Origin of the sequence: Nonomuraea monospora, from assembly GCF_039531895.1 — a bacterium.
In the GTDB taxonomy this organism is placed as follows: Bacteria; Actinomycetota; Actinomycetes; order Streptosporangiales; family Streptosporangiaceae; genus Nonomuraea; species Nonomuraea monospora.
Genome location: NZ_BAAAQX010000011.1, coordinates 138,965 through 153,567, shown reverse-complemented (window position 1 = coordinate 153,567; position 14,603 = coordinate 138,965). Strand labels below are relative to the sequence as shown.

Below are 14,603 nucleotides of genomic sequence, written 5' to 3'. Positions count from 1 at the left end.
TGGACACCCGGCCTGAAGAGAAAGTAGGGGTCAGCGGCGTGGGGGGTCGATGCGGGCGCCGTCCATGGTGAAGATCATGATGCGGGACAGGTCCACTCCGACCTTGGCGGCGTCGCCGGCGCGCCAGATGGGCCGGTTGCCGAGCCGGACGATCAGGTCCGAGCGGCGGTGGATGCCGCTGTTGGGGTGCGCGCCGACCTGCTCCTGGTCCTGCCACTCCTGCTCGTGCTGGCGCGGGAAGAGCCGCCGCACCAGGCCCGACAGCTTGCCGGAGCCGTTCTGGTCGCCGTTGGCGCGCCGGCTGCGCGGGTCCGGCGGCTCGGGCACCGGGACGGCGGGCATGCCGCACTCCAGGTAGGCCAGCCACTCGTGCCCGTGGTACTCCAGCGCCCGCACCCGCCCGAAGAACGACGGCCCCTCGTACGACTCAGGCACGGGCGCGAGACCGTCCGGGCGCAGGCCGACGAGGACCTGGCCGCCGGTGTGCTGGGAAATGGCGTACGCCCTGGGATCGCTCCACGGCATCGTCAGCCGGTGCGGGCCGAAGTCGAGCATGACGTACTGGTTCTGCGGCGTCCTGACACCCGCCGCCAACAGGTTCAACTGCTGAGAGTTGAGAAAGGCCGCCACGAAGGCCGTCGCTGGATCGTTGTAAATCTGGGCCGGAGTACCGACGTCCTGGAGGACGCCGCGATTCAGGATCGCGATCCTGTCGGCCAGCGTCAGGGCTTCGACCTGGTCGTGCGTGACGTAGACCGTGGTGACGCCGAGCGATCTGACCAGCGACGAGATCTCCATGCGCAGTTCGGTGCGCATGCCGGCGTCGAGGTTCGACAGCGGCTCGTCCATGAGGAACAGCTTGGGCTGGCGCACGATCGCCCTGCCCATCGCCACCCGCTGCCGCTGGCCGCCGGAGAGCGTGCCGGGGCGGCGGTCCAGCGTCTCGTCGATGTGCAGCGCCTTGGACAGCTCGGTGACGCGCTCGCGGACTAGCGCGGGGTCGGACTTGGCGATCTCCAGGGGGAAGGCGATGTTCCCGCGTACGGTCCGGTGGGGGTAGAGGGCGCCGTTCTGGAAGACCATCGCCACGTCACGGTCGCGCGGGGCCAGGTGGTTGGCCATCTGTCCGTCTAACCAGAGCTCGCCCTCGGTGATCTCCTCAAGTCCCGCGATCATGCGCAGCAGGGTGGACTTGCCGCATCCGGAGGGGCCGAGGAGGACGAGGAACTCGCCGTCTTCGGCCCGCAGGCTCAGCCGGTCGACTGCGAGGTAGTCGCCCGGATACACCTTGGTCACTTTGTCGAGAACGACCGAGCTCATGGGCTCACACCTTGCGCGCGTGTCACCTGTTACGAGGCTGATTGAAGAGGTAGTACATCGCGCCTTAACGCTAGATGTCCACCCTTGACATAAAGAATCTCTTTCGTGCGCGTTTCGGGCAGGAGTTTTGGGCATCCGAACGCCGAAATTTCCGGATCTGGGGGGCGTGGAAGGACTTGCGTAAAGTTGCGGAAAGGGCTTTCATAGTCGGGACGTTCGGGGGATGACTCGGGGGAAACCATGACCGCTTGGTGGCGAGACGCCGCGATCTACCAGGTCTACGTGCGCAGTTTCGCCGATGGCAACGGCGACGGGGTCGGTGACCTGATCGGCGTTCGCGATCGCCTGCCGTACCTCGCCGACCTCGGCGTGGACGCCATCTGGCTGACGCCCTTCTACACCTCGCCGATGGCCGACTTCGGCTACGACGTCGCCGACTACCGAGACGTGGACCCGCTGTTCGGCTCGCTCGCGGACGCCAAGTCGCTCATCGACGAGGCCCACGACCACGGCCTGCGGGTCATCGTGGACGTCGTGCCGAACCACACCTCCTCCGCCCACCCCTGGTTCCAGCAGGCGCTGCGCGGCGAGCGGCGCGACCGCTACATCTTCCGCGACCGGCCCAACGACTGGGAGTCGATCTTCGGCGGGCCCGCGTGGACGCAGGTCGAGGACGGGCAGTGGTACCTGCACCTGTTCGACCCGTCCCAGCCGGACCTCGACTGGAACAGCGAGGAGGTGCGCGGCGAGTTCCTGTCGATCCTGCGCTTCTGGCTCGACCTGGGCGTGGACGGCTTCCGCGTGGACGTCGCGCACGGCATGGTCAAGCCGGACGGCCTGCCCGACATCGGCCGCGGCAACCAGGCCAGGATGGTCGGCAGGGAGCCGGTGCCGTTCTTCGACAACGACGGCGTGCACGAGATCCACCGCTCCTGGCGGGCCGTGCTCGACTCCTACCCCGGCGAGCGGATCGGCGTGGCCGAGGCGTGGGCGCCGACCCCCGAGCGGCTGGCCAGGTACGTCCGCCCCGACGAGCTGCACCAGGCGTTCAACTTCCACTACCTGTTCGCCCCCTGGGACGCCGCCGAGCTGCGTACCGTGATCGACTCCTCGCTCGCGACGGCCGGCTCGGTCGGCGCGCCGACCACCTGGGTGCTGTCGAACCACGACGTCAAGCGGCACGTCACCCGCTACGGCAGCCTGGCGCGCGCCCGCGCCGCCGCGCTGCTCACGCTCGCCCTGCCCGGCTCCGCCTACGTCTACAACGGCGAGGAGCTGGGCCTGCCCGAGGTGCTCGACCTGCCCGCCGAGCTGTGCCAGGACCCGCAGCGGCTGCGCGACCCCGACAGCGGGCGCGACGGCTGCCGCGTGCCGATGCCGTGGACGTTCGACGGCGGCTGGAACGACCCGTGGCTGCCCATCCCCGGCTCGTGGGGGGAGTTGAGCGTGCAGGCCCAGCACGGTGTGCCCGGCTCGACGCTGGAGCTCTACCGGCAGGCGCTGCGGCTGCGCAAGCAGCTCGACGGCGAGCTGGTCTGGCGCGACTCGCCCGAGGGCACACTGGTGTTCTCCCGCGGCGGTTTCGTCTGCGCCGTCAACCTGACCGCGACAGCCGTGGACTTCGGCGTCGAAGGTGAGCTCCTGATCGCCTCCGATGTCCCTGGAGCAGCGGATTCGGCGGCCTGGTGGAAAGTAAAGTAAGTGCCATGAACGGTCACGCTCGCCTAGCCGACATCGCCGCCCAGGCCGGGGTGAGCGAGGCCACGGTCAGCCGGGTACTCAACGGCAAACCCGGCGTCTCGGCCGCCACCCGCCAAGCGGTCATGACCGCGCTCGACCTCATGGGCTACGAACGCCCGCCCCGCCTGCGGCAACGCAGCAACGGGCTGGTCGGCCTGGTGACGCCGGAGCTGGACAACCCGATCTTCCCCGCGTTCGCGCAGGCCATCGAGAAGGCGCTGACGCAGCACGGCTACACGCCCGTGCTGTGCACCCAGCTCCCCGGCGGCGCGCCCGAGGACGAGTTCACCGAGCTGCTCGTCGATCGCGGCGTCAGCGGCATCGTGTTCGTCTCGGGCCTGCACGCCGACACCACCGCGCGGATGGACCGCTACACCCGCCTGACCGACCGCGGGCTGCCCATCGTGCTGGTCGACGGCTACAGCGAGCACATCGACGCGCCCTTCATCTCGCCCGACGACCGCATGGCCGCCCGGCTCTCCGTGCAGCACCTGGTCGATCTGGGCCACGAGCGCATCGGCATCGCGCTGGGGCCGCGCAGGTTCGTGCCGGTGATCAGGAAGATCGAGGGCTACCGGCAGGCGATGGCGCAGCTCCTCGGCTCGGCCGACGTCGACGACCTGATCGCGCACTCGCTGTTCTCGGTCGAGGGCGGGCAGGCCGCTGCCGCCCAGTTGCTCGCCCGCGGCTGCACCGGCATCGTCTGCGCGAGCGACCTGATGGCGCTGGGGGCGATCCGCGCGTGCAGGGAGAAGGGGCTGTCCGTGCCGGGGGAGGTGTCCGTGGTCGGCTTCGACGACTCGCCGCTGATCGCGTTCACCGACCCGCCGCTGACGACCGTGCGCAAGCCCATAGGGGCGATGGCCTCGGCGGCCGTGCAGACCCTGCTCGAAGAGGTGAACGGCGCGCCCGCCAAGCACGTCGAGCTGATCTTCCAGCCGGAGCTGGTCGTCCGCGGCTCCACCGGCTCGGGCCCGCTGGTCAACCGGTGAGGCCTCCTCAGCGATCCGGCCCGGCCGGGGAAAGCGTGAACACGTGAGCGCCGACGTCCTCGTTCTCGGCGGGCAGGGGGGTGACCGGTGAGCGCCGACGTGCTCGTCCTGGGCGGGTCCGGGGTCGACACCACCGTGTACGTGCCCGAGCTGCCCCTGCCCTACCGCGACACCTACCACGTCCCGCCGGTCGTCGACCGGATCGGCAACACCGGCTCAGGCGTCGCGCTCGGCTGCCACGCGCTCGGCCTCGGCGTCGTCTTCGCCGACCTCATCGGCGACGACCCGCAGGGCGCGCTGATCCGCGACGCGCTGCGCGGCCTCGACTGCCGCTGGGGCCCGGCCGAGGCGGGCACCACGCGCAGCGTCCTGCTGGTCGGCCCCGACGGTCGCCGCCTGTCGCTGCACGACCCGAAGGCCACGCCCGGCGAGCGCCTGCCGAAGGAGCTGTACACCGGCGTCGCGGCCCGCCACGCGCACGTCTCGATCACCGACCGGTGCCGCGACGTCTACGCCGGCCTGGAGTGCGAGTCCGTCTCCACCGACCTGCACGACTGGGACGGCGCCAACGACTACCACAAGGACTTCGCCTACCGCTCCGACCTGGTATTCCTGTCGTCCACCGCGCTGCGCGACCCGGCGGCGGCGATGCGTCACATCCTCGCGCGCGGGCGCGCCCACACGGTGGTGTGCATGCGCGGCGCCGACGGCTGCCTCGTCCTGACGCGCGACGACGCCGACGTGCGCGCCTTCCCCGCCGTCCCGCTGCCAGGGCCGGTGGCCGACAGCAACGGCGCGGGCGACGCGTTCGTCTCCGGCTTCCTGTACGGACGGCTGCGCGGCCGGCCGCTGGAGGAGTGCGTACGGCTCGGCGCGATCGCCGGGGCGCACGCCTGCACCGTCGCGGGCACCCACGAGTCCCCGATCACCGAGCCGCTGCTGCTCGCCAGGGCTCAGTCCCTGATCGACTGACCGAAGGCCTCGCTGGGCTGAGAGCGGTCGAGCTCCCGCCAGGCCCGGCAGACGAAGGGCGGCAGGGAGATCAGCAGGTAGACGCAGGTGAAGGCGGACAGGGTGGCGCCGAGGCCGATGACCGCGGTGAGCGAGCCCGCCAGCAGCCCCCCGATCGGCATGCCCGCGTACGCGGCGGCCGTCATGGCGCCGATCACCCGGGCCCGCATCCTGGCGGGGATCCGGCCGTACTGCAGGACGCCCAGGATGGGGTTGATCGCGCCGGCGGCGAATCCGGACAGCGCCGTGACGGCGAGCGCCGCCGGCAACGGCACGCCCATGGCCAGCACCAGCACGCGCGGCACCCCGGCCAGCAGGAAGCAGAGCCCGTACGTGAGCCGCATCGGCAATCGCTTGCCCGCCGTCCCGTACGCGATGGTCCCGGCCACCGCGCCCGCGCCCAGCACGCCCGTGAGCAGCCCGAACGCCCGCGGGTCGGCGGCGACCTCGCGCGCGTAGAGCGCGAGCAGCACCTGCGTCACGCCCGTGTCCAGCAGGTTGACCACCACGATCATCGCGGTGGCGCTGAGCTGCAGCCGGTCGCGCCACAGGAACGCCAGCCCGGTCCGCAGCCCGCTCAGGTACCCGCCGGGCTCGCGCCGTCCCCGCCTCACGCGCGGCACCCCGGCGGCGATCAGCGCCGCGGACACGAGGAACGTCACCCCGTCCACGAGCAGCAGCACGCTCGGCCCGAGCCACAGGATCAGCACCCCGGCCAGCGGCGCCCCCACCATCGCGGCCGCGCGGTAGACGCCGTCGTAGGCGGCGGTGGCCCGCTCGATGGGCACGCCCGCCGCCGTGGACAGCTCCGGCAGCATGGCCTTGCGCGCGGTCTCGCCGGGGGTGGCGGTCAGCCAGCGCAGGAACAGCAGCGCCAGCAGCAGCGGGTAGCTCAGCCCGCCGGTGACGAACAGCGCCGGCACGGCCAGCACGGTCACGCCGCTGACCAGGTCGGACAGCACGCTCACCGCGCGGAACCCGAGCCGGTCCGCCAGCGTGCCGCCGAGCGCGGCGGAGATGACGATGGGGAGCGTCGTGGCGAAGGAGGCCAGCCCCGTGAGGACGGCGCTGCCGGTGGTCTCCAGCACGAACCAGGGGACGGCGAGGATGGACAGCATGGTGCCGGTGACGGAAAGGGCGTTGGCGGTGAGCAAGGTGATGAATGGACGCCTCACGCGGTATGCCCCCGGACGACGATTCCGGACTGACAGCGTTTCTCATGGGCGGGTTGTGGTCAAGGGAGCATGTTTCCGCTGACATGTCGTGTATAAGGTGTTTTGATAGTATTATTCGCAAGGTAGGACGCTTGGGGCTCGCGCATGACGCCGCGGAGTCAGATGCTGTTGACATCCGAGAAAAGGAGTCCCATGTTCCGCTGGGAGATCGTCCGGGCGGTCACCGAGCAACGGGTGTTCGGGATCGTCAGGAGCGCAGGACCCCAGGAGGCGGTGGCCGCCGCCGAAGCCGTGCTGGACGCCGGGCTGCGCGCCGTGGAGGTGGCGCTCACCACGCCCCGCGCGCTCGCCGCCGTCGCGCGGCTCACCGAGCAGCGGCCGGGGGCGCTCGTCGGCGCCGGCACCGTGCTCGACGAGGCCGCCGCCCGCGCCGCCGTCGAGGCCGGGGCCCTTTTCCTGGTCTCACCCGACCTGAACCCCGCGGTCATCCGCACCGGGCACCGCTACGGCGTGCCGGTCTTCCCCGGCGTGGCCACGCCGACGGAGATCGTCCGGGCTCTGGAGGAGGGCGCGGACGCCGTCAAGCTCTTCCCCGCCTCGGCGCTCACCCCGTCCTGGCTGCGCGACGTGCGGGCCGCGCTGCCGCAGACGCCCGCCATCCCGACCGGCGGCGTGACCCTGGACAACGCGCCCGGCTGGATCGCCGCCGGCGCCGTGGCCTGCGGCATGGGCTCCGCGCTCACCTCGGGCGGCGCCGAGGCCGCAGGCGAGCGGGTCGCGGCCCTGCTCAAGCGGCTCGCGCAGGCGGGCTGACGGGCGTGAAGCTCCAGGGCCTGCACGGGCAGGTGGTCGACGGTCTCGGCCGGTCGCTGGCCGCCGGTGAGCTGCGCGCGGGCGAGGTGCTGCGGCTGGAGGACGTCCAGGAGCGGTTCGGCGTCTCCCGTACGGTCGCCCGCGAGGCCGTACGCGTGCTGGAGTCCAAGCGGCTGGTCAGCAGCCGCCCGCGCGTCGGCGTCACCGTCCGGCCGATGAGCGCGTGGAACCTCTACGACCCCCAGGTGATCCGCTGGCGGCTCACCTCGCCAGGACGCCAGGCACAACTGCGCGAGCTGGCCGAACTGCGCACCGCCGTCGAGCCCGCCGCCGCCGCGCTGGCCGCCAGGCACGCCACGCCCGAGGCGCGGCGGGAGCTGATGGCCCACGCGCGCGCCCTCACCGCCGCCGCCCGGTCCGGCGACAGGGAGGGCTTCGTGACCGCAGACGCCGCCTTCCACCGGGTGCTGCTCGGCGCGTCGGGCAACGGCATGTTCGCCCAGCTCGCGCAGGTGACCGAGGAGCTGCTGCTGGCCAGGCGCGACCTGCTGCTCATGCCCGGGCAGCTCGACAACCCCGGTGTGCGCCGCCACCTCGACGTCGCCGCCGCCGTCGCCGAGGGGCGCAGCGAGGACGCGGCGCGGGCTGCCGGGTCGATCGTGGCCGCCGCGCGGGACGAGGTGGAGACCATGCTGAACGGCACCGGCTGCCCCCTCGCCACCTGACTCCGCTCACAGCGCTGACGGGTCGTGCTTGAGCAGCAGCACGGCGATGTCGTCGGCGGGCCGGCGGGCCGACATGGCGTGGTCGAGCAGCGCGTCCGTGAGCTGCCGCAGCGGCTCCTCGCAGCCTCGGGCGAGCTGCCGGGCCAGCTCGTCGATGCACCGGTCCAGATCGACGCCGGGCAGCTCCACCAGGCCGTCGGTGTAGAGGGCCAGCACGGCCTCGGGCGGGAACGGCACGTTCAGCGTCGGGTACTCCGCGTCCGGGTCGATGCCCAGCAGCGGGCCCGCGGGCACGTCGATGACGTCGGCGTGCCGCCCCGGCAGGCACAGCAGGGGCGGCGGGTGCCCCGCACTGGCCGCGCAGAAGGTGCGCAGCCGCAGGTCGACGTGCACCAGCAGGCAGCTCGTGAACAGGTCGGTGCCCAGCTCGACCAGCAGCCGGTTGGTGTGCCGCAGCACCTTGCCCGGGTTGGCGCCGGTCACGGTGAACGCGCGGATGGCGGTGCGCACCTGGCCCATGAGGGCCGCGGCGGTCATGTTGTGGCCCTGCACGTCCCCGACGACGGCGGCGACCGAGCCGTCCTCCAGGCCGAGCAGGTCGTAGAAGTCGCCGCCGATGCCGACCCCGCGGGTGGCGGGCACGTACCTGGCGGCGGTCTGCAGGCCCGGGATGTGCGGCAGCGCGCCGGGGAGCAGGGCGGTCTGCAGGCTGTGCGCCAGCCGGTCCTTGATCTCGTACAGCATCGCCCGGTCCAGCGCCTGGGCGATCAGCCCGGCCAGCGCGTTGAGCGCGACCCGTTCCTGCGGGGTGAACCGGTGGGCGTCGGTGAAGGCCAGCACGCAGGTGCCGATCCGCTGGTCGGAGACCGAGAGCGGCAGGTACGCCCAGGCGGCGGCGTCGTCCGTGCGCACGGCGTCCGGGTAGGCGCCGATCAGCTCCTCCCACGTGTCGAAGAACGCGGGCCGCCCCGTCTGCATGACCCGCTCGGCGGGGGTGGGCGAGGTGACGGGCAGGCCGTCGAGCCGGTCGAGCACGTCGCGGGGGTAGCCGTGCGCGCCGACGACGCGCAGCCTGCTGCCCTCGGCCACCAGCAGGGCCATGGCGTGCACGCCGTACACGGGGGCGACGTGGTCGGCGACCAGGTCGACGACCTCGCGGACGTCCAGCGCGTGGGTGAGCGTGGAGGCCATGTGCAGAAAGTTCAGCGAGTCGTTCGACGGCGGCGCGCCCGCGGCGTCAGGGCCGAGGGGCGCGGGCTCGCGGCCGTTCCCGTCGCCGGCGGGGGTGATGTGCAGGGTGACCCCGGACGGCGCCGGGTGCAGCCGGATCTCCAGCAGGTGGCCGTCGGGATGCCCCGCCAGGCAGGTGGCCGCCTGCCGGCCGATCACCGCGGCGCGGCAGCGCTCCTCGAACGCCGAGTTCCGCAACCAGGGCGCCCGGTCCCACAGCAGGCACCCCTGCGCGGGCGAGCCGTCGAGGCCGAGCAGCGTCGCCGCGACGGGGTTGCAGAAGGTGATGTGTCCCTCGATGTCGATGGCGGCGATGCCGTCGGTGAACCGGCCCAGGCAGTCCAGCGCGGCCGGGACGTGCTGCGCGTCCATCGCCCCCGGCCGCGGCGCGAGCACGGTGTGCGGCTGCCCGATGGCGCGCAGCGGGCGCCCGCTCTCCTCGGCGCTCGTCAGCAGCTCCCCGACGCGCAGGGCGGCCCGCTCGATGGCGGACAGCTCGCCCGGCGACAGGCGGGCCGGGTGCGAGGCGGGCCAGGCCAGGCCCAGCGCCCCCGCCACGCGCGCCCCGTTGTGGACGGGGGCCGCGGCCATGGCGAAGGGGTAGGGGACGGACAGCGCCGCGGCGGGGAACCGGTGGGCCAGGTCGTCCGGCCCCGACACCCAGATCAGCTCGTCGCGGCGGGCGGCCGCGGCCACCGGGGCGGCGGCCTTCGCCCGCAGACGCGTCCACGGCTTGACGCCCCAGGCCGGCAGGCCGAGGTCCGCCTCCAGCAACAGCACCTGGCGGGTCTCGTGCAGCAGGTAGAGCACGACGATGTGCGCCCCCGTCTCGGCCGCCGCCTCGATCAGCGCCTCGTCCACGGCCGCGCGCACGTCCCCGCCCGGGGTTCTGGGGCGGGGCACGTCCAGGTGATCGCAACTGTCCGGCGTCGGGCCTCCAGTTGTCAGCCGTTGCGACATACGTCAACGGTACGCAGCCGGGGCGGGGGCAAATGTAGGTATTTGTCCTCTCTGGACGGGTTGCAGGGCAGGCGGTTGCGACCCCCATGCCCGCCCGTGACCCAGCCGGATGAAGGCTTGTTTCCCCTGGTCAGGGGAAGCTTCTGAGGGTCGGTGCGGCTGCGGGGGACAGGAAGGAGCACGCAGATCATGAAGCGGGCCACGTGGTCGATCCGGGCGCGGATGACCATCGCGGCCACCCTGGCGGCGGTGCTGCTGTGCGTGATCACGGCCTGGCTGGTGCTGCACCACCGCCGCGACGACGAGCTGGAACACCGGTTCAGGCACGTCTACGGGGCGAACCTCGAACTGGTGCACCGGTTCGCGCACCGCGCCGTGCCGTCCCTCATCCAGGTCAGGGACGTGTCAGGGGCCCAGCTCGTCAAGCCGGACGGGCAGGTGGTGTCGGCGACCGCCCGGCTGCTCGGCCAGCCCAGAATGGCCGCGTTCGTGCCCGCGCCACGCTCCGCCAGCCTGGACAGGACGATGTGCGACGTGCCCGCCTTCCCCCGCCAGTGCATGATCGTCGCGGCGATCTGGGTGCCCGCCCCAGGCGGGGACCTGGTCGCCTACAGCGCCCTGCCGAGGCCGCCGTGGTACCTGAGCGAGATGCTGCTGGCGCAGCTCGTCGCCGGCTCGGTGATCCTGCTCGGCCTCGTGGCGCTGGGGACGTACCAGCTCGTCGGCCGCACCCTGCGGCCCGTCGAGGCGATGACCGCCGAACTGGCCGAGATCACCGCCACCGACCTCGGGCACCGCGTGCCCGTCCCCGGGCACCACGACGAGATCCGCTACCTGGCCACCGTCGTCAACGACACCCTGGAGCTGCTGGAGGCGGCCCTGCGGCGGGAGCGGCGCTTCACCTCCGACGCCTCCCACGACCTGCGCGCCCCCCTCACCGGCGCGCGCCTGCGCCTGGAGGAGGCGCTGATGGACCCGGGCGGCGTCGACTGGCCGTGCATGGCCAAGGAGCTGCTGTGCGACGTGGAACGCCAGCAGGCCATCGCCGAGGACATCCTCACCCTGGCCCGGCTCGACGCCGACCGCTCGCCGCACCACGAGCGCACCGACCTGGCCGAGCTGACCCGCGCCGAGCTGGGGCGCCGCCTGCCCGGCCGGGTGGCCGTCCGCACCGACCTGGAGCCCGGGGTGTTCGTCTCCTGCGACCGGCTGCTCATGGGCAGGCTGCTGACCAACCTGCTCGACAACGCCCAGCGGCACGCCGCCACCGTCGTCAGCGTCGTGGTCAGGGCCGAGGACGACACCGCCGTCCTGGCGGTCGCCGACGACGGCGGCGGCATCGCGCCCGAGCACCGCGAGATCGTCTTCGAGCGGTTCGCCCGGCTGCCGGAATCGCGGTCCCGCGACGCCAAGGGCACCGGCCTCGGCCTGGCCATCTGCCGCGAGATCGCCCAGACGCACCGGGGATCGCTGGCCGTCGAGGACCCGGGCCGCGGAACGTGCCTGGTGCTGCGCCTGCCCCTGCTGCCCGGCTGATGCCATCCGGACATCAGTGGCGATATATGCTCATTCGTGATCACCGTGCTGTGACCGGGAGGCTGCTCCGATGACCGTCGCCGTCCACGTCGGACCCGAGCCCGTGCCCGTCCTCATCGACGCCGTACGCGCCGCGGGCGCCCGCGTCGTCCCCCTGGCCGAGGCCGAGGCGATCGTCTACTACGGCAGCGACGACCCCGGCGAGATCCGCGCCATGCTGCACGAGGGCATCCGCTGGGTGCAGCTCCCGCACGCGGGCGTCGAACGGTGGGCCGACGCCGGCGTCATCACCGGGCACCCCGTCTTCACCGCCGCCACCGGCTCGTACGGGCCGCCCGTCGCCGAGCACGCACTGGCCCTGATGCTGGCCGCCGCGCGCGGGCTGCACCGGCTGGCCAGGGCCACCACCTGGGGGCCCAACACGTCCAGGGAACTGGCCGGCTCGACCGTCGCCATCGTGGGGGCGGGCGGCATCGGGCGGGCGCTGATCCGGATGCTGGAGCCGTTCGGCTGCCGCATCATCGCGGTCAGCGACAGCGGCGCGGTGCCGGGAGCCGCCGAGGTGCTGCCGCGCGCCCGCTACCAGGAGGCGCTGCCGGAAGCCGACTACGTCGTCGTCGCCGCGCCCGCCACGCCGGGCACCAGGGGCATGTTCGGCGCGTACGAGTTCGAGCTCATGCGGACGGACGCGTGGCTGGTGAACGTGGCCAGAGGCGGGCTCGTCGTCACCGGCGACCTGGTCGAGGCGCTGCGCGCGGGCCGCATCGGCGGGGCCGCGCTCGACGTCACCGACCCCGAGCCGCTGCCTGACGGGCACCCGCTCTGGACCCTGGAGAACGTGCTGATCACGCCGCACTCGGCGAACCCGCGTCCGGCCTACTGGCGGGGGCTGGCCGAGCGGGTCACCGCGAACGTGCGACGCTTCGCCAAGGGGGAGCCCCTGGAAGGGGTGGTGTCGCCGGCGCGCGGCTTCTGACCACTTACGGGAGGTTGACGCGCGCTCCCGCGCTCAGCCCCGAGTCGTGCACCTCGAGCCCGACCGGGGACAGCTCCGCCGGCAGCTCGAACACCAGCGCGCCGGTGAACGACGCGCCCGCCTCGATGCGGATCGGCGTGATCTCCTTGCCGCCCTTGTCGAGCAGCTTGCTGCCGCCGTGCAGCTCGTCGTCCTCGTCGATCAGCTTCTGCTGGCCCGGGTAGAGCACCCTGGCCTCCTCGCCGACGTTGCGCACCTGCACGCCGATCTGGCACGTACGCTCGGCCGCGGCCTTCTCCGGCTTGGGGCACTTGGCGCTCGTCACCGCGAAACGCAGCTTGCCGTCCTGTACCGGGCCGTCCGCGCCGACGGCGGAGGAGCGGAACAGCCACGCCAGCACCGCCAGCACCACCACCATCAGCACGACGGCGATCACCAGCGCGGTCAGGCAGCCCGCGAACACGCCCCGCTTCGGCTTGGCCGGGCGGTAACCGGGCAGCCTGCCCTGGCCGGTGGCCGAAGGGTCGGGCAGCGGGCCCTGACCGGTGGCCGAGTGGTGCGGCATCGGCGCCTGGCCCGCCGTCTGGGGCGGCGGTGGTATCTGCCCGGTCTGGTGCGGTAAGGGCACCCGGCCACGGGCCGCCGCCGGCGTGGGTCCTGTGCGCTCGGCGGGCGGCACCGCATGCGGACCTCCGGGCGCCGCGTGCGGCACGTGCTGAGGACCGCGGGACGAGCCGGGGGTGGGCCCGGTGCGCTCCGCCGGGGACGGCGCACGACCCGCCGTCGGCGTCGGCCCGGTCCGCTCAGCGGGCGGCGGCAGATGCGCGCCACGCGAAGAGCCCGGCGTGGGCCCCGTGCGCTCGGCGGGCGGCGGCAGGTGCGCGCCACGCGAAGAGCCCGGCGTGGGCCCCGTGCGCTCGGCCGGGGGCGGCAGGTGCGCGCCGTGGGCCGGGCCCGGAGCGGCCCCGCCGCGGTCGGCGGGCGGCTGCTGCGCGCCACGCGAAGAGCCCGGCGTGGGCCCCGTGCGCTCGGCCGGGGGCGGCGCCTGCGGTGCGCGGGAGGCGTGCGGCGTGGGGCCGGTGCGTTCGGCGGGCGGCGGTTGTGGCGCGCGGTGCTGCTCAGGGTGGCGGGGCGGCAGCGGCCCGTGCCCCGTGCGGTCGGGCGGCGGCATCAGCGGCCCGAACTCCGACGGGTTCCACGCGCTGTTCAGATGCTTGGTGGCGGCGAGCTGCGCGGCCGGCTCGTCGGAGGCCTCCACCAGCTCCAGCAGCAGCTGCCGGGCGGCCGGCCGCCGCGCAGGGTCGGGGTGGATGGCCGCCGCGACCAGCCGGTCGAGCGGCGCGGGCAGCCCCCGCAGGTCGGGCGGCGCCTGCCGGGCCCTGGCCGCCATGACGTACGCGTCGCCCTCGCCGAACGGATGCCCGCCCAGCCCCGCGTACGCGATCAGCGACCCCCACGCGAACACGTCGCCCGCCGGGCTGGAGACCCCTTCGAAGACCTGCTCGGGAGCGATCCATCCGGGCGTGCCCATCACCATGCCGGCGTTGGTGTGCCGGGAGTGCACGTGCGTCGAGCGCGCCAGACCGAAGTCGATCACGCGCGGCCCGGCGAGCGTCAGCATCACGTTGGCGGGCTTGAGGTCGCGGTGCACCAGCCCGGCGGCGTGGATGGCGGTCAGCGCGGCGGCCACGCCCACGGCGGCGGCGTGCAGCACGGACGGCGACAGCGCGCCGTGCTCGATGAGGTGGTCCTCCAGCGAGATGCCGTCGATGTACTCGGTGACGAGGTAGAGCACGCCGTGGTCCTCGCCGTGGTCGAGCACGCGCGCGGTGCAGAACGAGGCCACCTTGCGGGCGTTGGACACCTCTTCGTTGAAGCGCGCCCGGTAGACGGGGTCGGCGGTGTAGTCGCGCCGGATGGCCTTGAGCGCCACCCGCGAGCCGTCGGCGGTCCTGGCGAGGTAGACCACGCCCATGCCGCCGGAGCCGAGACGGCTGACCAGCTCGTAGGGGCCGATCGCCGGCGGATCTTCCGGCTGAAGAGGAGTGCCTGCGGAGCGCCCCAACGTCGCCGTCCTCTCGCCGTCGTCATCCCGTCTCAACCCGAACCGTTCCTCCCGCCGGTT

General features: G+C 73.3%; 11 protein-coding genes. 7 read left to right on the top strand and 4 right to left on the bottom strand.

The window, feature by feature from the left end; translation table 11 throughout:
• Positions 1–30: 30 nt before the first annotated feature.
• Positions 31–1,320 carry an ABC transporter ATP-binding protein gene (locus ABD331_RS22965; protein ID WP_344478029.1) on the bottom strand — a complete coding sequence of 430 codons (1,290 nt, stop codon included), beginning with the start codon at positions 1,318–1,320 and terminating at the stop codon, positions 31–33.
• A 240-nt stretch (positions 1,321–1,560) separates the two neighbouring features.
• On the opposite strand from ABD331_RS22965, the gene ABD331_RS22960 reads away from it, so the two are divergent.
• The 3 genes from ABD331_RS22960 to ABD331_RS22950 all read left to right on the top strand — a co-directional run bounded on the left by ABD331_RS22960 (position 1,561) and on the right by ABD331_RS22950 (position 5,024).
• Complete coding sequence (locus ABD331_RS22960) at positions 1,561–3,021, top strand: glycoside hydrolase family 13 protein (protein WP_344478027.1); 1,461 nt, start codon at positions 1,561–1,563, stop codon at positions 3,019–3,021.
• 5 nt (positions 3,022–3,026) lie between these two features.
• Complete coding sequence (locus tag ABD331_RS22955) at positions 3,027–4,052, top strand: LacI family DNA-binding transcriptional regulator (protein ID WP_344478025.1); 1,026 nt, start codon at positions 3,027–3,029, stop codon at positions 4,050–4,052.
• Between the two features lie 87 nt (positions 4,053–4,139).
• The gene (locus ABD331_RS22950) at positions 4,140–5,024 is read left to right on the top strand and encodes a carbohydrate kinase family protein (RefSeq protein ID WP_344478023.1); all 885 of its coding nucleotides are present in this window, start codon (positions 4,140–4,142) and stop codon (positions 5,022–5,024) included.
• Here ABD331_RS22950 and ABD331_RS22945 read toward each other — a convergent pair.
• On the bottom strand, positions 5,006–6,238 hold the full coding sequence (locus ABD331_RS22945) for an MFS transporter (RefSeq protein ID WP_344478021.1): 1,233 nt from the start codon (positions 6,236–6,238) through the stop codon (positions 5,006–5,008). The two genes, ABD331_RS22950 and ABD331_RS22945, sit on opposite strands and share 19 nt — an antisense overlap.
• A 192-nt stretch (positions 6,239–6,430) precedes the next feature.
• Here ABD331_RS22945 and ABD331_RS22940 point away from each other — a divergent pair, with 192 nt between their 5' ends.
• Both ABD331_RS22940 and ABD331_RS22935 read left to right on the top strand, forming a co-directional pair.
• Positions 6,431–7,051, top strand: coding sequence for a bifunctional 4-hydroxy-2-oxoglutarate aldolase/2-dehydro-3-deoxy-phosphogluconate aldolase (locus ABD331_RS22940; protein ID WP_344478019.1), 621 nt, complete (start codon positions 6,431–6,433; stop codon positions 7,049–7,051).
• Between the two features lie 5 nt (positions 7,052–7,056).
• On the top strand, positions 7,057–7,776 hold the full coding sequence (locus tag ABD331_RS22935; RefSeq protein WP_344478017.1) for a FadR/GntR family transcriptional regulator: 720 nt from the start codon (positions 7,057–7,059) through the stop codon (positions 7,774–7,776).
• Between the two features lie 6 nt (positions 7,777–7,782).
• Here ABD331_RS22935 and ABD331_RS22930 read toward each other — a convergent pair whose 3' ends face one another.
• A complete protein-coding gene (locus ABD331_RS22930) occupies positions 7,783–9,966 on the bottom strand; it encodes a SpoIIE family protein phosphatase (RefSeq protein WP_344478015.1) in 2,184 nt (727 codons plus the stop codon).
• Positions 9,967–10,155: 189 nt separating this feature from the next.
• Between ABD331_RS22930 and ABD331_RS22925 the strand changes: the two genes are divergently transcribed.
• Positions 10,156–11,502: a sensor histidine kinase gene (locus ABD331_RS22925; protein WP_344478014.1), complete on the top strand. Its 1,347-nt coding sequence runs from the start codon at positions 10,156–10,158 to the stop codon at positions 11,500–11,502.
• A gap of 70 nt (positions 11,503–11,572) precedes the next feature.
• Complete coding sequence (locus ABD331_RS22920; protein WP_344478012.1) at positions 11,573–12,478, top strand: D-isomer specific 2-hydroxyacid dehydrogenase family protein; 906 nt, start codon at positions 11,573–11,575, stop codon at positions 12,476–12,478.
• 4 nt (positions 12,479–12,482) lie between these two features.
• On the opposite strand, the gene ABD331_RS22915 is transcribed toward ABD331_RS22920, so the two are convergent.
• Positions 12,483–14,543 (bottom strand): protein kinase domain-containing protein, encoded by a 2,061-nt coding sequence (locus ABD331_RS22915; protein WP_344478010.1) that lies wholly within the window; start codon positions 14,541–14,543, stop codon positions 12,483–12,485.
• Positions 14,544–14,603 lie beyond the last annotated feature (60 nt).